The following is an 18,728-nucleotide window of genomic DNA, read 5'->3' as shown; positions in this document are numbered from 1 at the left end:
TTTAAATTGATAAAGAGGACAAAATCTAAATTGCTTCAATATCAATGAAAGTCCTTGCCCGAATTTTTGGCTTAATCTTCTTTTTTCCGTTACTTTGCATAAGATTGATTTTATGGCAAAGAAGGGAAGAATTAGGAGAGTATTTAACAATCAACCGTTGTAAAATACAACCCGATAGTTGTAAAATAAAATAGATTTGTATCTTTACAATCTGCAATTTTGTTAATAATTTTATACTTTAAATATGGATACCAATACGATCACTATGCCGAAAGCACACCAAGGGAAGAATATCAAACGATACAGGGATATTCTCGGAATAAAACAGGAAACACTTGCTTTAGAATTAAACATGACTCAGCAAGCTGTATCGAAATTGGAACAGAAGGAAGAAATTGACGATGAAACTTTGAATAAAGTTGCAGAAATTCTGAAGATTCCGGTAGAAGCTATAAAAAATACAACAGACGAGGCTGTTGTTAATATTGTTGCAAACACATTCACAAGCAATGATACCTCTACTTTAAAAACAGCTTTAAATCAATATACTTTCAACCCGATAGATAAGGTTATTGAACTTTACGAACGTATGTTGAAAGCCGAACAAGAAAAAGTAAAATTATTACAAGAAGCACTACAAGAGAAGAAATAACACCCAAAACACTCCCTCTACTTCCCTTGTGCAGTACTCCGGCGAGAATGTGTTAAAAGTCTTTTCTTCTAAAAACTCCTCCGTCTGCTTCGCAGCCAAATGAGCCCGGAAGGGGGGGAGGGTGTTTGTAGAAGAAATTGACTTTTCCCCCTTTATTGAAATATAGTCTTGCCTCGTGAATCTTTTCATTTTCAATTTTCAATTGTTATTCCTACCTTTGTGTAGATGCGAAACAGTATAACATGGACGTGAACCTAATGAGAAAACTCCCCGTGGGGATACAGACATTCGAGAAAATACGAAGAGAGAACTTCTTGTACGTTGACAAAACGGCGCTAATGTGGCAAATCGCGGCAAAGAGCGCCCCTTGCTTCTTGAGCCGCCCGCGGCGTTTCGGGAAAAGCCTTTTATTGTCAACGTTCGAGGCATATTTCGAGGGGAAAAGAGAGTTATTCGAAGGACTAGCGGCAGAACAACTGGAAAACGAGTGGAACGTGCATCCCGTGCTACATCTCGACTTGAATGCAGAGAAATACGACCGACCGGAAGCGTTAGACGCTATGCTAAGTAACCACCTAACACAGTGGGAATCCGTGCATGGGAAAGGAGAGGATGAAACGACTCTTTCCCGTCGTTTCGCCGGAGTAATCCGCCGGGCATGCGAACAGACGGGACGAGGGGTGGTCGTGCTCGTCGACGAATATGACAAGCCTCTTTTACAGGCTCTAGGAAATATGCCGTTGCTGGAATATTACCGCGATACGCTGAAAGCGTTTTACGGGGTACTCAAGAGTGCCGATCGCTACTTGCGGTTCGTGTTCCTCACCGGGGTGACAAAATTCGCCCAAGAGAGCGTGTTCAGCGATCTCAACCAGTTGAACGATATTAGCATGGACTACGCGTATTCCTCTATTTGCGGTATCACCAAAGAAGAACTAGAACGGGATTTCCAACCGGAAATCAAGGCTCTCGCCGAAAGGAACAATCTTTCCCCGGCAGAAGCACTGGCGAAAATGGAAGCCCAGTATGACGGATATCACTTCCACCCGCGAGGAGCCGGAATGTTCAACCCGTTCAGCGTGTTGAGTTGTTTCAGCAAACTGGAATACGGCAATTATTGGTTTCACACGGGCACTCCGACATTCCTCGTGGAGTTACTGAAAAAAAGTGATTTCGACATCCGGGAATTAATTGATGGGGTAAATGTACCGGAATCGGCATTCACGGAATACCGGGTGAACATGAATAATCCCATCCCACTCGTGTACCAAAGCGGATACCTGACGATAAAGGATTACGACGAACGTTTTCATGAATACAGACTCGCGTTCCCCAACGAAGAGGTAAGATATGGTTTCATAAACTTCCTCGTGCCATATTACACGTCTATACCGGACGAAGAAAAAGGGTTTCACATAGGCAAGTTCGTGCAGGAATTGGAAAAAGGGCAAGTCGATGCCTTCATGACCCGCTTACGTGCATTCTTCGCGGACTTCCCTTACGAGTTGAACGAGCGGACGGAACGACATTACCAAGTAGTGTTCTACCTCGTGTTCAAGTTAATGGGACAATTCACCGATACAGAAGTACGGAGTGCCAAGGGACGGGCGGACGCCGTGGTGAAAACGCCAAAATATATTTACGTGTTCGAGTTCAAACTCGATGGCACGGTAGAGGAAGCCCTCGCGCAAATAGACGACCGGGGGTATCTTATTCCTTACTCTGCCGACGGACGTGAACTCGTGAAAGTGGGCGTGGAATTTATTGCTACCGAACGGAATATAGGGACATGGAAAGTCAACGCTTGAGTGCCGCAGAGCTCATTCTCAATGCGTGTAATCCAGCACTTGAATGTTCTCCCCCACCTTCCGCGCAATAGCCGCTTTCATCTGCGCGGCATGGGGACACGGGAACCCGATGGGTGTTCCTTTAAAAATACATGACGCCAAAGCGATCACCTCAGCCCCCCTGTCAACCAACATCTTCGCACGACTCACCGCCCGTTTACCGGGACAACCGCCGCAAGAAACGATACCCACGATCTCGGAAGGCCCTACACCCTCGAACGCCAATTTTCCTGCCGAAGCACACTTGATACAAGTGGTGGCGGGACAAAGATCCTCCGTCTGCTGACAACGAATAATTCCTACTTTCATATTCCGTGATTTATATTATCCCACAAAGATAATATAACATTCAGGAATGCCGCTCGAATTTCCGGAAGAATATCACGAGAAGAAGACAACCGACCACGGCAAAAGGAACCCCGACCAAAGCGGGATAGCGATAATCGAGTCCTGCCTGCAACGGCAAGCCCCCGGCGTATGCCCCGATGGCGTTTCCCAAGTTGAAAGCGACTTGCACGCTGGCAGCACCCAACATCTCGCCTCCTTTCGAGTAACGAATCAGCAATACCTGTTGCGGACTGGACACGGCAAACAAACAAGCCGTACACACGCACATGAGTATCACAGTCACCCATGATATCCCGGCAAAGAAAAAGATTAACAGCAAACTTAACCCGATCATGCCCTGCGCAACGGCAGCCACCTTTCCCGGCGTGTAACGATCGGCAAGTCGCCCGCCCGTGAGATTCCCGATGACCATGCCAAATCCTGCCAATATCATCAGAAATGTAATCGTGTGAGCGGGGAAGCCCGCCTCGTGTGTCAAGAGAGGGGTGACATAACTATACCACGCGAAAGTACCACCGTTGCCTAACAACGTCGCTCCCAACAGTAACCAAGGGGCAGTAGTTTTCAGAAAACGGAATTGTCCCCGCAGCCCGGTATCCGGTACACCTTCCACTTGCGGCACCCAGCGCCATATAAAGTACAAAATAAGTATTCCCCAAAAACCGACAAGCCCGAACGTCAACCGCCATGAAATGGATGCACTCAACGCCGTTCCGAGAGGAACCCCGAACAGATTCGCGATGGTCATACCCGCGATCATGATAGAAACCGCTTCCGAGCCTCTCCCCTTGTCGGCAAGTTTCTCCGCCACGATAGAAGCCACCCCGAAATAAGCCCCGTGAGGCAACCCGGACAGAAAGCGGGCAAACAACATCACCCAATAATTGGGAGCCAAGGCCGCGCAAGTATTTCCCAGCATAATCATTACCACCAATCCCAGTAATATATGTTTCAACGGATATTTCCGTGCCAGTATCAGCACGGGCGCACCCACGCAAACACCTAACGCGTACGCGGATATCAAATGACCGGCAGTAGCGATGCTAATATGCATATCGGCGGCGATATCGGGCAATATTCCCATCATCACGAACTCGGCAATACCCAACCCTAAGGTTCCGAATGCCAAAGCAACAAGACTCTTTTTCATACACTTCCTTTTATAAACAGAAGTCATACGAAATTTTCAAAGATCGTGTGACTGTCTTAATGCAGAAATAAGTAATATTAACATTCAAACCTCATCGTACCGTGATATGGAAACACCCCTGCTTGTACTCGTAACGAACGTAGCATTTCTTCTGCAAGCGCAAATCCTGCAACACGTCTGCCAGCACGCTCTTCAACTTATCCCCGGGAGCATCTTTGCGTCCGTCCTTTTCAAAACGGGCATACGCGATGTCAAACGTGGTACCGTACACGTGGGCAGAGTTGGCACTGGCGTTAATGTTCTTTTTCCGCAGATTCTTCACGCTCGACCCCGTGCGCAACACGCTGGTCACGACAATACTATGCGCGGGCAAGCCCTTTTGGTAAAGCGAATCTTTAAAATTACGGGCTATCGTTCCCAGCAACTCACAAGCCTCCGGCACCAGATAAGGCTCGGAGTGCGTGAGCTTGTCGACTTTGAACAAGCTACAAGTCTTTATCTCTTTCAGCGTCCTGTCGGCTTTACTCAACTCCCCCGATGAAGTCAAGGGAGTTATCCCCAAGCGTTTTGCCGAGGACAGATGCCGATCATTCAGATCATTAAAAGTACGCTGATAATTTGTGAAATACACGAAGGGGCGTTTGCTTTTCTGTTCCTCCTTACAAGCCCCGAATAATACCGCCGCACAACACACCGCGGCATACCACCACACGATTCTTCTCATTCTTCAATCTTTCCATTTTTCACAGGTTCCACGTGTACCGCCACATGAGTACGCTTCCCGTACCTTTCACGCAAACGGTTCTCGATGCCCGTGGCCACCACATGCGCCTCCCGAACCGTCATATCCGGCTGAACCCGGATATGCACCTCGATTGCAAAATCATTACCGATACGACGAGTACGCAAGTTGTGCGGATCTTTCACCTGTGGATCTTTATTTATAATAGTAATAATTTCTTTCTCTACTTCCTCCGGTAACGAACGTTCCAGCAGATCATTCATACAGGGAATCAGCAATTGAATGGATACTTTCACGATAAAAACACTCACGATCACCGCCGCTATCGGGTCAAGAATATGCCAATCCTTCCCCAGAAAGATAGCCCCGGCAATACCTAAAGCCGTACCAATCGAAGAGAAAGCATCCGAACGATGATGCCACGCGTTGGCCACCACCGCCTGACTCTGCACCCGCCGCCCCGCAATCGCGGTATAGCGATAAAGCACCTCCTTTACCACGATTGAAACAATTGCCGCGATGAGAGCGATCATATCGGGACTCCCGATCTCCTCACCTTTTGAAACGGCAATAATCTTGCTCAATCCACTCCAGAAAATCCCAGTCCCTACCATTAACAGCACCAAACCGATGATTGCCGTGGCAAGCGTTTCATACTTCCCGTGCCCGTAATCGTGTCCGGTATCCTTCGGTTTGGCGGAAACTTTGACAAATACCAGAACAATAATATCCGTGATGAAATCGGAAAGGGAATGCACGGCATCGGCAATCATGGCGCTACTCTTCCCGAGTATCCCTGCCACGAACTTGAAAACCAAAAGCCCGAAATTCGCTATCGAACCGACAATAGTGACCCTATATATTTGCTTTTCCCTATTTTTCTCTTCCATTACATCCATTTTTACCCTCACAAAATTACAATAATAATGCAAAATTCTCCCTTCATTTCTACGCGGATAAAAATAATTCATGTAGTTTTACAACATTTTGAGAGTTTAACCGTTCAAATACACAAATTATATAACCAAAAAAATATCGAAATATGAAACTCTTGGATGAATTCAAAGCATTTGCCCTGAAAGGGAACGTGGTGGATATGGCAGTCGGTATCATTATCGGTGGTGCTTTCGGGAAAATTGTATCCTCTCTTGTCAGTGATATCATCATGCCTCTCGTGGGTATGTTGATCGGCGGTATTAACTTCACGAACCTGCACATCGTGCTAAAACACGCCCACACGGACGAGGCGACCGGGAAAATGATCGAGGCTGTCACCGTTAATTATGGTAATTTTATACAGACAACGCTCGATTTTTTGATCATCGCTTTCTCCATCTTTATCGCCATCAAGTTCATGAATAATCTACGGACAAAGAAAGAAGAAGCCCCCGCGGCACCTCCCGCCCCCACGAAAGAAGAAACATTACTAACCGAAATCAGAGATATACTGAAAGAAAAGAAATAAGACAAAAAGAGAGCCGGCTTTTTTAAGCCGGCTCTCTTTTTGTCTTATCTTATTTCTCCAATCTTACAAACTTCAATAAACGAAGCTCCCTTTCCCCGTCCGAAACTACCGCCGACAACCACGACATAATCGTCGTCCTTGATACCCTGCTTCATCAACATTTCGGGAAGGTCGTTCATAAACTCGTCACGGGACATCGGTTTTTCCGTGTAATAAGGATATATACCGAAAGACAATGCCAATTCCCGCATCACCCGCTCGTTATAGCAACGGGCATACACGGGCAGATCACTCCGGAAAGCCGACAGGTAACGTGCCGTACGACCGGACAAAGTATCCACCACGATAGCCTTAATGGGCAGCATCAAAGCCGTTTTCACGGCAGAACGGGCTAACGCCGCGGTAATCTCATTATTGATACGTACCAAACTTCTCCCGGCATCCGGCGGCACAGTACCCTCGTTCTCCTCCGCCACTTCCCGCATCACGGTCACTGCCTCCACCGGGTATGCCCCGTAAGCCGTTTCACCGCTCAACATGATAGCATCGGTACCCATGTAGACAGCGTTGGCGATATCACTGATCTCCGCCCGCGTAGGTCTGGGATGCTCGATCATCGTGTGCAACATCTGCGTGGCGATAATCACGGGTTTCTTGCTCTCGATACACTTCTTCACGATATATCGCTGAATCTTCGGTATCTTCTCCGCCTCGATCTCGATTCCCAAATCCCCGCGGGCAACCATTACCCCATAGGCATAATCCAGAATCTCGTCTATATTATCCACTCCGTCCTGATTCTCTATTTTGGCAATCACCTTGATTTTACTATCACGGGCATCCAGTATCGCCTGTACAGCCATCACGTCTTCCTTGTTGCGCACGAAAGAGTGGGCGATAAAATCCAAATGATTATCCACCGCGAAATCAATAAAAGCCCGGTCTTTATCACTTAAAGATTGTAATTTCAACGAAGCCCCCGGCACGTTCACGCTTTTCCGGTTCTTGATTGTAGCCTCGTTCGTCGCCATCATCTGTAAACTATGGTGATGTTTTTCCACGACCACAAGTTCCACGTCCCCGTCGTCAATCAGCACCTTATCCCCCACCTTTATATCTTCCGCGAAATACGGGTAGGAAACATGAATTAATTTACCTTCCATCTTCAACTCCGGATCACCGGTCAGGTAAACCGTTTCTCCCCGGTCCACGTGCATGGGTTCGTCCATCAACATGGTGCGTACTTCCGGTCCCTTCGTATCGATCAATATGGCTATATCGTCAGAAACTTTCCGAACGTTTTCCACTACCTTCAACGCCTGCTCGATATCTTGGTGAGCGGTATTCAACCGCACGACATTCATGCCCGCGCAGTATAAACTCTCCAAAAACTCCACATCACATCTCTTGTCGGATATGGTAGCCACAATCTTTGTCTTCTTCATATTCTATATTATAAATCTAAAAAATCATTCGTCCAATAAAGCCTGCAACGCCAACTCGTAAGATTTCAAACCGAATCCGGCAATCACCCCCCGGCAAACAGCCGTCAAGTAAGAAACGTGCCGGAAAGGCTCCCGTTTCGCCGTATTCGAGATATGCACCTCGATCACGGGGCATGAAATAGCCGAAATAGCGTCCGCGATAGCTATCGAAGTATGCGTGTAAGCCCCTGCATTGAGAATAATACCGTCACACGCGAAGCCTACCTCATGAATTTTATTAATCAACTCCCCCTCCACGTTAGACTGGTAATAATCGATCTCCACCATCTTGTAAAACTCTCTCAACCCCGCCAGATAATCATCGAAAGAAGTTTCTCCATAAATACTTTTTTCTCTGACACCCAACAAATTGAGATTCGGTCCATTTAAAATCAATACCTTCATAACATTTGTTTTTAATCTTTCGCGAAATTAACAAAAAAACGACGAACGGGGATTCCGCGTGCCGCATTTCGGCAATTAAATTTTTATTACAAAAGCCTTCATGGATTTTTTTTACGTTAAACTCGACAAAAGTGTTACAAGTCACGAAAAAAACTTCTATCTTTAGCTGGCGAAAACTTATATAGTTCTCTTTATATAGGTGAAAGTGGTGAATTAGAATTTGTATTATTTATATTGTAACACGGTTAAACATGACTTGGAACGAAACGATAGATAGTTTTCGGACATATTTGGTCTTAGAAAAATCGCTATCTCCAAATTCGGTAGAGGCCTATCTGAACGACATCAGAAAGTTAGCAGCTTATTGCGAAAAATTGACTCCTCCATTAGATCCAAAAGAGGCGTCTTATAATGTATTGAACGAATTTCTCATGGTATTGAAAGATACCGGGGTTACCCCTCGCACGCAAGCGCGAAGTATTTCGAGTATAAAATCTTTCTTCAAATACTTGCTGTACGACGGGACTATCGGACTTAACCCGGCAACTTCTTTGGACTCCCCGAAAATCGGACGTTCGCTTCCAAGCATACTAAGCGTTGAGGAAATCGAAGCGATGATCGACAGTATCGACATGAACAAACAAGAAGGTCAACGCAATAAAGCAATTCTGGAAACTCTTTATTCTTGCGGCTTGCGAGTATCCGAACTCGTGAATTTGAAACTCTCCCAGATCAATTTCCGCACCGGATACATCAAAATCGAGGGAAAAGGCAACAAGGAACGGATTGTTCCGCTGGGAGCAAGAGCTAAAGACGAGATTCGTTGCTATCTAAAGAAAGACCGAGATAAAATGAAAAAAGCGAGAGGACACGAGGACATCCTATTCTTGAACAAGATGGGGAAAGCCCTCTCCCGCGTGATGATCTTCAATATCATCAAAGAAACGGCTCGCCGTGCAGGATTGAGCAAGGTCGTATCTCCCCATACCTTCCGTCACTCGTTTGCATCCCACCTCGTGAACGGCGGTGCGGACATTCGTACAGTGCAGGATATGTTGGGACACGAATCTATTTTAACAACAGAAATTTACACGCATTTGGATAACAACTTCACCCGGGACACGGTTACAAATTTCCACCCCAGAGCGAAGAAATCCCGTAAATGATCCTTATATTTGTATCCGATACTTTCGGGTATCGGATACATTTTTATATATAAGGACAATATGGAAAACAAACAAGATATACTAAAGCAGTTGGCAGATAGCGACATGGAAGTCGTGAAAAGTGCCATCGAGCAAATCAAACAAGAAGGCGATATCTCTATCGCATCGGAATTGCTGGATATTCTATTACGCAGTCAAGATACAACCGTAATAACAAACATCACGTCATTACTTTCAGACGTGAAAGATTCCGACTTCAAAACCATTTTGATGGACAAACTTATCAACGCGACAAGCGAGTCGGGGAAAGCAAACCTCCTGCGTATTTGTTGGGAATCCGCCATTGATTTCTCTGAATACCTCGATGTATTCGTGGATATGTTATTAAACGAAGACTTTATCACGGCACTGGAAGCCTCCACCGTAATCGAAAATCTAGGTGGTAAAATCCCCGAAGAAAAAATACATATCGCCATCAAACGCCTCCAAGCAAACAGTGATGAAAACAAGAATTTCCTGCTGGAAGACACGCTCCTGCACCTCGAAGAACTACTTCGCCACGACGATGAAGAAGAGGACGAGAATGACGACCATCACCACCATGATCACCATTGCGGTTGCGACGGGCACTGATTCATCCACTCCATCACCTGCCCGATTTTCTCGTCAAGCGGCATATTGCCGTCGAGCCATTTAATATCAAAACCGTCGCGTTCCATCTTGCGGAACCAAGTCATCTGGCGTTTGGCAAATTGGTGAATAGCGATATTCAATTGCTCCACCATATCGTCATAACTCAATTCTCCGGTAAGATAAAGAGTGAGATACTTGTATTCCAAACCGTAATAAATCAAATCCTCCGGTTTAATACCGCTATCCAGTAATCCTTTCACTTCCTCCACCATGCCGGATTGCAAACGCGCGTGCAGCCGCTCCGTGATTCGTTGACGGCGACTTTCCCGGTCGAACAACACCCCGACAACCAGCGATTGAATTTCGGGGAACTCGCCTTTCACCGGTTCATGTGTTTTATAATACTCCGCGATCTCTATAGCCCGGATAGCCCGTTTGGCGGTATCGGTATCCGTCGTGTTATGCAGATCGCGATAAGACGCCAGTAATTCTGCCAACTCCGGTAAAGACTTCCCGGACAAACGTGCCCGTAATTCCGGATTCTCCGGAACCGGAGTCATGCGATACGCTTTCAATATCGACTCCACGTACAAGCCGCTTCCCCCGCACATCACGGGAAACACTCCCCGACTCCGGCAATCATTCCACACCTTCAGAAATTCCTGCTGGTACATGAAAAGATTGAAACGGAAACCCGCATCCGCGATATCAATCAGATGGAAAGGCACCGGCTGCCCCTCGTAAACATATTCTCCCAAATCCTTACCCGTACCGATATCCATTCCCCGGTAAATCTGCCGGGAATCCGCCGATATGATTTCTCCCTTCAATTCCGCCGCCAACCGTACAGCCAAAGCTGTTTTCCCCGTTGCGGTCGCTCCCACGATAGATAATAAATTATACATGAACTACGAGCTATTACAATTCTTGATTCTTAACTTGACAAAGGTAATATTTTTTAATTTATTCCTTGATTTAACAACAACCAAAGCGGGAAATTGCTATATTTGGAAGCGATAAAATGAACTTATACACGAAAATTATACAACAACTATGGTAAAGGATGACACTATTCGCTTGAGAGCCCTTGAACCGGAGGACTTGGAATACTTGTACAAATGGGAGAACGATATGGATTTATGGGAAGTCAGTGATACACTCACCCCATTCTCTATATTCACGTTAAAAAAATACATTGAAACGTGCCATCTGGATATCTATACCACCAAGCAATTGCGCTTGATGGTGGAACGGATTGAACCTCAAACACGTGTAGGATTAGTCGATCTTTACGACTTCGATCCTTATCACCAACGTGCAGGTATCGGTATCATGATTCACGACAGCGAAAACCAAAAACAAGGATTCGCTACTTCTGCTATCCGCTTGATGATAGACTACTGTTTCGAAACGCTGGGACTGAACCAGATATACAGTAGCGTGCCCAGTGGCAACATCGGCAGCCGGAAACTGTTCGAGAAACTCGGTTTCGTGCAAACCGGTTACCGCAAAAACTGGCTGCGCCGGGGTAACGGGTGGGAAGATATTGTATATTTCCAACTACTAAATCAATAAACCAGACGAGGGTGTGTTTCGACACACCCTCTCGTCCATAAAGTCTAAATGTCCATAAGGTCGTAAAGTCAAATGCGTAGGTAATCCATTTGTTATAATATTGGATATCATTACGTTATTAAATCACGGACTTTATAGACTTTAAGAGCCGAAGGCTCGACTTTATGAACTTTATAGACTAGAGGTGTGTTTTGACACACCTCCTTAGTTTATAAAGTCAAGAAAACCACTTTATGAACCTTATAAACTTTACAAACCTTATAAACCCATTATCATGAAACACTCTTTATTATTGGTATGTTTATTTACAGGGCTTATCGCAAAAGCCGAGATTCCGGAGAAAACAATACAAGCCACGATCAACGCCATTCAAACCAAAGGCGGTACCGATAAAACTCTCATCGAAGCCGGAGTGCGTCAAGCGGCACACCTTTGGCAGACGCAAGACGGGACGGATACAGAATTTCAAGAGTTTTGCGTGAATAACTACATCACTACCGCGGCGGAAAAGGAACAAGTATTCCAAAAAGTAAGTCATTATTTTGAAGCCCTCTGGGGACATTTCAACGAGATATCGCTCCAGTTGCAGTTGAACCTGCACCAAGATAACGGCCCTCTTCATGACATCGACCCCATGTTCGGGGCATACAGTCCGGGGGCACACCTCATCAACGATTTTTACAACAACAAGATCGGGTTCATCATCGCCCTCAACTTCCCGGAAGTTCCCTTGCAAGACAAGGAGAAACTGGGTACAGACCGCACGGCATGGGCATACGCCCGTCTGGGTGACGTGTTCACGGAGAGAGTACCCGCCGAACTACTGCAAGCAGGAGCCAAAGCGGAAAGCGACGCCGACGTCTATATTTCCAGCTATAACATCTACATGGGACATGTGTTGAATCCCAAGGGGCAAAAACTATTCCCGGAAGACAAAATACTACTTACCCACTGGAATTTACGGGATGAAATCAAAGCCAATTACAACAAAGGAAAAGAGGGGCTGGACAAACAACGTACGGTGTACGAGGTAATGAAGCGTATCATATCCCAAGAAATCCCGACACAAGTGATCAATTCCGGTGCTTACGACTGGAATCCTTACACGAATACTCTCGCTCAAAACGGGCAATCCGCCACCGGGACACCGGAAGACACGGAACGTTACCAACGGATGTTGAATAACTTCCACGCCATGCAAGCCATCGATCCTTATGCCGGAAAGAACTTTATCGACCGTAAATTCTCCGGAGAAATGGAGGTTTCCGTGGAAGACGTGAAAGCTCTGTTCAATCAATTTCTCACCTCCCCGGAATTAAAAGAGGTCGGCAAAATTATCTCCAAACGTTTGGGAAGAAAGTTGGAAGCCTATGATATATGGTACGACGGTTTTAAACCCCGCAGCAATCTGGATGAAACCAAACTGGACGTGCAAATACAAAAACTGTATCCCGATGCCGGGGCATTCAAGGCAGGACTTCCCTCTCTGTTAATCCATTTGGGCTTTACCCCGGAGCGGGCGAACGAGATATGCGACAAGATTGCCGTGGATGCAGCCCGCGGCTCCGGTCACGCGTGGGGAGCCGCCATGAAAGGTCAACAATCCCATCTCCGCACCCGTATTCCTTCCGAGGGAATGAACTACAAGGGATACAACATCGCCGTACACGAGTTCGGGCATAACGTGGAGCAAACGATCTCCATGTATAACGTGGACAATTTCATGATGGCAGGAGTCCCTAACACGGCTTTCACGGAAGCCCTCGCTTTCGTGTTCCAGAAACGGGATTTACAACTTCTTGGTATTGAGAACAACGATCCGGAAAAAGACAAAATGGACATCCTCGACAAGTTCTGGAGCCTATACGAGATCATGGGTGTTTCCATGCTCGACATCTCCGTGTGGGAATGGATGTACGCCCATCCCGATGCCACGGCGGAACAACTCAAAGAAGCCACAATCACACTATCAAAAGAGATATGGAATAAATACTACGCTCCCGTCTTCGGTAAAAAAGACGAAACCGTACTGGCAATCTATTCGCACATGATCAGCTACCCGCTGTATCTATCCGCCTACGCTTTCGGACAAATCATCGAATTTCAATTGGAAGACTATCTTAACGGCAAAAACTTTGCCCAAGAAGTAGACCGCATCTATCGTTTGGGACGCCTCACCCCGAACGAATGGATGATCCAAGCCACGGGTAGCCCTCTAAGCGTGGAACCTCTGGTACACGCTTTACAAAAAGCAATAAAGAAATAAACTCTAAATCACCTTCGGCGAGTTACAGGTTTCAAGGCTTAAACGTCAGAGAAGCAACCTGCAACTTGCCGAAGGCAAATGCAACTTGTGACCTGCAACTCGCCGAAGGCGAACATATAAAGTTACGATAGCCAGAACCATCCCCCATAAGGTTACGAACAATACCACGTTCCCGTCGGAAAATACTCCAAATAAGCCACTCTTTCCCGAATCATTATATCTAAATTTATTATGCACAAGAATGACCTTTCCACTTCCGTGGTATAGTACATTCTTTTATCGGATGCGACAAATTTGTGATGGAAGAACTTGATTTGATTTTAGAGGGGATAAATAACAGGGAAGAAAAGAGTTGGAAACAACTCTATACCATCTGTTACAAAGCGTTATGTACCTATTCGGAAACGATCGTCAACAACTTTGACGACGCAAAAGATATTGTACAAGACCTCTTCATTAATATATGGTATACAGATACCCGCTTCCCTACCTCTCGGGAATTATTAAGTTATCTCTACAAGTCAACATATCGTAATTCACTGATTTTCATTCGTGACAAGAGAAATCAAAACCATATTTTAAACAAAATGAAACAAGAACACTACCCGGAAGAGTTTCCGCTGGATTTCTTACTTAAAACCGTTCAAATCGAAATCATCAGACATTTGCACGCGTATATAGAAAAACTGCCACCCATGCAAAAAAGAATCATAAAACTGAGTATCGCCGGACTATCCGGCAAAGAGATTGCCGCAAAGCTAGGAATCAGCATAAACACGGTAAAAGTCCAAAAAAGCAGGGGATTGAAATTTCTCCGGAAACATTTAAAAAACAAATAAAGAATGCCGCCCGAACGGAAAAAAACGTACTCGGGCGACCTCTCTACTCACTTTCTCGACTTAATGACTAAATCAACACACTGTGCACTACCAAAAAACTTACGGGCAAAAGACAACACATCTTTAGCTTTTATTCTATCAATAAACGATTCAAAATAATAAGGTGAATCCATTCTTTTCCCTGTTTTATTATAAAATTGAAGATTCTCCGTCCAGAAAGCAATCGTGTTATAAACGGCATCATCCGCAGCCTTCTTCTCTTTCTTTATAGCTAGAACAAAATCTTCCACAGCTTCTTCCGACAGCCCTTTTTCCAGAAATTCCCGCACCTGTTCATGAACAAGTGCCCTCATCTGCGGTCCTTTATCCAATGAAGTCGCAAAGCGGATAAATAATTCTTGCAAACAATGGGGAGAAGTCGTCGTTCCTCCTAAAACCTGAACACCATAAGCAGCCCCTTGCTCACCCCGGATTTTATCCTGCAACGAATATTGGAAATACAATTTCAGTACATGCATACACACTTCATCTATCGGACGAGTTTTTAATGTATTCTGAAACTCTATACTTACCATATATTTTTCATCGGGCATATCAACCTCCACGTCCTCGGTAATATTCCCCAGACGATTATAATTATAATCCACCGCTTTCTCTTTCCGGTAAATAGACGGGAGTGCCCCGATGTATTTAGCCACTAATTCTTGAGCCTCTTCCCGTTTGATATCTCCCACCAGATAAAATACGAAATCGGATGCATCCCGGAAACGATCTTGATAAATCCGAATCATTCGGTCATACTCCATTGCGGCATAGTAAACCGAATCCTTTTTCCAAAGACGCGGTGATTCCACTCGCCGGATTGCACCAAGCACCTCTCGGATCGTATCATTCATCGTTCGACGAGCGTTAGACTGAGTCATTTGACCAACCGTTACAAAGCGATCAAAAACTATCCGGTCGAATCTCGGGTGCTCCATTGCCAAATAAAACAACTGAAAAGCGAAATCAGCATCTTTCAATACCGCCGAAACACTAATACTTTCAGCACGTTCATCCAAAGAAACGTTCATATTTACCGTGCGATCCTTCATCAAATATTTTAGCGTCTGCATATCATACTTGTACAAACCGGATTCTAAAACTAACGCGGACAAAGCATCCGCCGAAGGCAAATCCTCTGCCGCCAGCAAAGAACGTCCGCCGACACTTCCAGCCAATAGGTTAAAAGTTCCCCTATCCCCGTCTGTATATTTATAATACACTTTTGCCCCATTATTTAAAACCCACTCTTCCGCATCCAAATCCTTTAATTTCCTCTCTTTTACAACTCGTCCGCCTTGAATTTCAAAATCAACCAACTCGGTATTGCCATCCATCACCTGCAATTCAACTTGCTTCTCTTCCATTTCAAGCGAACGGGACTGAGCAATCATTCCCTTTATCTCCGCCACACTCGGAAAAGTATACGTGGAATCGCTACCTTGCATCAGGAAAACCCAATTTTTACCATCATCCCACTTGGATATCCATGCTTGAAAAGTTTTAGCCGACAGCGTATCAAGAACCCCCGATAAGGCTGCCAATTTTTCATCCACACTGCACAGCGGCTTCCCAAGCAAAAAATGATCTTTATAAATCTGAAGAAACACATCATTAGGGATATTATTCTCCTGATTCATGCTTGCCTTTACTTCTCTCCGGTAACTCTCGAATGCAGGCTTCAACACCTCATCCGTGAACCCCAAGCGATGTACATATTCCATCTGGTCCAAAAGTTGCTGTAAAGCCTCTTTCTCTTTTCCGGGCAACGATGTCAAGGCGATATTCAGCCCGTCATAATTCCGTTGCATATTAAAAACACCGACACCGGCATTTAAAATATAGGAATCTCCAACCTGCAAGTACTCGGCAAGAGCACCGCGCATAATCCGATTGTAAAAATCACGCAACAACCTCTCTCGCGACATCGCTTCCAATGTACTCTCTGTCTCTTTCCGAATCCGCTTCACCAGCATCACCGAATTATTGGGAATTTCCTTGTCTATCAACTTCGCGTACAAAGGTTCATCATTATCCTCTATCCCGTAAACGACACGAGTTTTCGGGTTCTTCCTTTTCGGAATAGGATTAAACAACCGCTTCACTTCAGCCTCCATCTCGATCACGTCAATATCTCCCAGTATCACCACCGCCTGCAAATCCGGACGATAAAAATCCTTATAATACTCCTTCAACTTCTCCGGTGTAAAATTCTGTACAACATCCACCGAACCGATAATATCATGTGTTGCGTATTTACTTCCATTGTACATATAAGGATCGGACATTTTCTGCACTCTTTTGCTCACAGTCATTCTCGTGCGGCGCTCCTCCCGAATCACCTTACGTTCCTGATCCATATCTTCCGGTTTCAACGTCAAAAAACCCGACCAATCCCGTAATACTAACACGCACGAATCAAGCAATCCCGAGGAAGCCGTAGGGACATTCTTTATATTATACACCGTTTCATCGTACCCCGTCTTGGCATTAAAAAGTGCAATTCCGTTACGTTTCAAAAAAGCAGGAACTCCATCGGGAAAACTTTCCGTGGCGTGAAAAGCCATATGCTCCAGCACATGTGCCAACCCGTTCTGCTCCTCCTCTTCCATCAACGAACCGACATTCTGTATCAGATAAAAATCAGCACATCCGGGTTGCGTTCCCGTGTGGCGTATATAATAAGTCAACCCGTTTCCCAACTTTCCATGACGAAACACAGAAGAACTGTCTTGGGCTAAAGCAAAAGCCCAAGAACATGAAAGGAACAAAAATAATACTATTACGCACTTCATAATGTATTCAATCTACTCTGGATCATTTTCTGTAACTGCAATCTCATCTGCTCGTTATCAATTTCCGCACTCACGATAAATGCCTGATTAAAACATTGCTTTGCCTTTGACAAATCCCCGGTTTCTTTATAACAATCCGCTAAAATACACAACACCCGGGTTTTCAACTGCGGGGTTATCGAAGGGAAAGCCAACGCTCTCTCCAACCATGGTATTACCCGTGGGTAAGCGCCTTCCGGTAAACGTCCTTGATAAAGTGTAAACAAATCCTCAACAGGCATCGTGTAATTGTTCACGGTTAAAACAGTATCCGCTCCATCAAAATATTGATTCATCTTCTCGAAAAAAACATCCGTATTTTTCCGGTTCAAATTATAATACCCGTCTGCCAACAAATTAATCGCCTCGAACGCCGACAACTTTCCAAACGGGATGCTCCCGTAAACAGCATTCAAATCCCCGTTCAATCGCTCTAATTCCTGCTTATACTCAGCCTTTCCCTCCCGGCAAAGAGAAATAATATACCCATTAAACAACGTTATAATATAATTATCCACCTCACTTTTACCAACTTTCTCTACATATTGCTCATAATTCGCCACCAACCCGTCAAAAATAAAATCATTCTTCGCCTTCTTGGAATGGAACATCACCAACAAAGAAAAATCCTCCTCGTTTGCCATATTCTCCAGTTTCTTGCTATTCACGTACTCGTCAAAAAGGGACTCTATACGTACAACCCATTTTTCACGATTATACCCTTCTTGAGTACCTATAAATACAGGAGCCTGCAAAAGCAACTCTTGTCGCAAATCCAGATTTTTTTTCTCTTTCTTTACTTTCTCGTACAACTTCTCAAAACTCAAAGCATCACCTCGTACGACTTTTGCCTCGTGTAATAAAGCCCCCGGCTCCATCACCCCGTTAATCGTGCGGACTACTTCTCCTTTCCCGTTTATAAACAACAGCGTGGGAAGTATTTCCACTTTATACTTCTGCACGATCGTCTTATTCTCCGGAGCCTCCACATTCATCTGAATAGATACAAAGTTTTTATTGAAATACTCCCCCACTTCCGGCAATGTAAAAACCTCACTTGCCATCAATTTACACGGTTGACACCAATCGGCATAAAAATCGACAAAAAGCTCTTTCTTCTCCTTTTTAGCTTTCGCCATAGCGTCCTCAAATGTCCCCTCGAAAAAAGTAATTTGGGCAGAAACCGTCCCAAGCAATCCTAAAAACAGGATCACCAAACTAAATTTTATATATCTCATTGCTATTAAATATTTAGAAGGAGAAAGAAGACTATCTTCTCT

General features: G+C 45.0%; 17 protein-coding genes. 8 read left to right on the top strand and 9 right to left on the bottom strand.

Going from position 1 to position 18,728, the window contains the following annotated elements; translation table 11 throughout:
• Positions 1-244: 244 nt before the first annotated feature.
• The gene (locus H8S64_RS12835; RefSeq protein ID WP_099293459.1) at positions 245-652 is read left to right on the top strand and encodes a helix-turn-helix domain-containing protein; all 408 of its coding nucleotides are present in this window, start codon (positions 245-247) and stop codon (positions 650-652) included.
• A gap of 242 nt (positions 653-894) precedes the next feature.
• Complete coding sequence (locus H8S64_RS12830; protein WP_186976413.1) at positions 895-2,460, top strand: ATP-binding protein; 1,566 nt, start codon at positions 895-897, stop codon at positions 2,458-2,460.
• Between the two features lie 18 nt (positions 2,461-2,478).
• On the opposite strand, the gene H8S64_RS12825 is transcribed toward H8S64_RS12830, so the two are convergent.
• The 4 genes from H8S64_RS12825 to H8S64_RS12810 all read right to left on the bottom strand — a co-directional run bounded on the left by H8S64_RS12825 (position 2,479) and on the right by H8S64_RS12810 (position 5,629).
• The gene (locus H8S64_RS12825; RefSeq protein WP_186976411.1) at positions 2,479-2,808 is read right to left on the bottom strand and encodes a CGGC domain-containing protein; all 330 of its coding nucleotides are present in this window, start codon (positions 2,806-2,808) and stop codon (positions 2,479-2,481) included.
• A gap of 40 nt (positions 2,809-2,848) precedes the next feature.
• Complete coding sequence (gene araJ, locus H8S64_RS12820; RefSeq protein ID WP_186976409.1) at positions 2,849-3,997, bottom strand: MFS transporter AraJ; 1,149 nt, start codon at positions 3,995-3,997, stop codon at positions 2,849-2,851.
• 91 nt (positions 3,998-4,088) lie between these two features.
• Entirely contained in the window at positions 4,089-4,721 is a 633-nt protein-coding gene (locus H8S64_RS12815; RefSeq protein WP_186976407.1) for a DUF5715 family protein, read from the bottom strand.
• Positions 4,718-5,629, bottom strand: a complete 912-nt coding sequence (locus H8S64_RS12810; RefSeq protein WP_370645641.1) for a cation diffusion facilitator family transporter — start codon at positions 5,627-5,629, stop codon at positions 4,718-4,720. The genes H8S64_RS12815 and H8S64_RS12810 overlap by 4 nt, the downstream gene beginning before the upstream one ends.
• A gap of 152 nt (positions 5,630-5,781) precedes the next feature.
• Here H8S64_RS12810 and mscL point away from each other — a divergent pair, with 152 nt between their 5' ends.
• Positions 5,782-6,204, top strand: coding sequence for a large-conductance mechanosensitive channel protein MscL (mscL, locus tag H8S64_RS12805; protein WP_099293473.1), 423 nt, complete (start codon positions 5,782-5,784; stop codon positions 6,202-6,204).
• A gap of 44 nt (positions 6,205-6,248) precedes the next feature.
• Here the strand turns inward: mscL and pyk are convergent, their stop codons facing one another.
• Both pyk and aroQ read right to left on the bottom strand, forming a co-directional pair.
• Complete coding sequence (gene pyk / locus H8S64_RS12800; RefSeq protein WP_186976402.1) at positions 6,249-7,649, bottom strand: pyruvate kinase; 1,401 nt, start codon at positions 7,647-7,649, stop codon at positions 6,249-6,251.
• A gap of 24 nt (positions 7,650-7,673) precedes the next feature.
• A complete protein-coding gene (aroQ, locus tag H8S64_RS12795) occupies positions 7,674-8,093 on the bottom strand; it encodes a type II 3-dehydroquinate dehydratase (protein ID WP_186976400.1) in 420 nt (139 codons plus the stop codon).
• Positions 8,094-8,344: 251 nt separating this feature from the next.
• Between aroQ and xerD the strand changes: the two genes are divergently transcribed.
• Both xerD and H8S64_RS12785 read left to right on the top strand, forming a co-directional pair.
• Entirely contained in the window at positions 8,345-9,259 is a 915-nt protein-coding gene (xerD, locus tag H8S64_RS12790) for a site-specific tyrosine recombinase XerD (RefSeq protein ID WP_186976398.1), read from the top strand.
• Positions 9,260-9,319: 60 nt separating this feature from the next.
• Entirely contained in the window at positions 9,320-9,892 is a 573-nt protein-coding gene (locus H8S64_RS12785; protein ID WP_186976396.1) for a hypothetical protein, read from the top strand.
• Here H8S64_RS12785 and miaA read toward each other — a convergent pair.
• Complete coding sequence (gene miaA, locus H8S64_RS12780; RefSeq protein WP_186976394.1) at positions 9,865-10,797, bottom strand: tRNA (adenosine(37)-N6)-dimethylallyltransferase MiaA; 933 nt, start codon at positions 10,795-10,797, stop codon at positions 9,865-9,867. The genes H8S64_RS12785 and miaA overlap by 28 nt on opposite strands.
• Positions 10,798-10,945: 148 nt before the next feature.
• Here miaA and H8S64_RS12775 point away from each other — a divergent pair, with 148 nt between their 5' ends.
• The 3 genes from H8S64_RS12775 (at position 10,946) to H8S64_RS12765 (ending at position 14,572) form a co-directional block, all read left to right on the top strand.
• A complete protein-coding gene (locus tag H8S64_RS12775; protein ID WP_099293485.1) occupies positions 10,946-11,467 on the top strand; it encodes a GNAT family N-acetyltransferase in 522 nt (173 codons plus the stop codon).
• Positions 11,468-11,741: 274 nt separating this feature from the next.
• The gene (locus H8S64_RS12770) at positions 11,742-13,733 is read left to right on the top strand and encodes a gluzincin family metallopeptidase (protein ID WP_186976392.1); all 1,992 of its coding nucleotides are present in this window, start codon (positions 11,742-11,744) and stop codon (positions 13,731-13,733) included.
• A 299-nt stretch (positions 13,734-14,032) separates the two neighbouring features.
• Positions 14,033-14,572: an RNA polymerase sigma factor gene (locus H8S64_RS12765; RefSeq protein WP_186976390.1), complete on the top strand. Its 540-nt coding sequence runs from the start codon at positions 14,033-14,035 to the stop codon at positions 14,570-14,572.
• Between the two features lie 47 nt (positions 14,573-14,619).
• On the opposite strand, the gene H8S64_RS12760 is transcribed toward H8S64_RS12765, so the two are convergent.
• Both H8S64_RS12760 and H8S64_RS12755 read right to left on the bottom strand, forming a co-directional pair.
• The gene (locus tag H8S64_RS12760; RefSeq protein ID WP_186976388.1) at positions 14,620-17,409 is read right to left on the bottom strand and encodes a M16 family metallopeptidase; all 2,790 of its coding nucleotides are present in this window, start codon (positions 17,407-17,409) and stop codon (positions 14,620-14,622) included.
• Positions 17,406-18,686, bottom strand: coding sequence for a thioredoxin family protein (locus tag H8S64_RS12755; RefSeq protein WP_186976386.1), 1,281 nt, complete (start codon positions 18,684-18,686; stop codon positions 17,406-17,408). Before H8S64_RS12755 ends, H8S64_RS12760 begins: the two co-directional genes overlap by 4 nt.
• Positions 18,687-18,728 lie beyond the last annotated feature (42 nt).

The sequence above is a fragment of the Butyricimonas hominis genome (assembly GCF_014287455.1).
GTDB classification, from domain to species: Bacteria; Bacteroidota; Bacteroidia; order Bacteroidales; family Marinifilaceae; genus Butyricimonas; species Butyricimonas muris.
The sequence above is the reverse complement of the archived record's forward strand: the minus strand, read 5'-3'. Positions and strand labels throughout refer to the sequence as shown.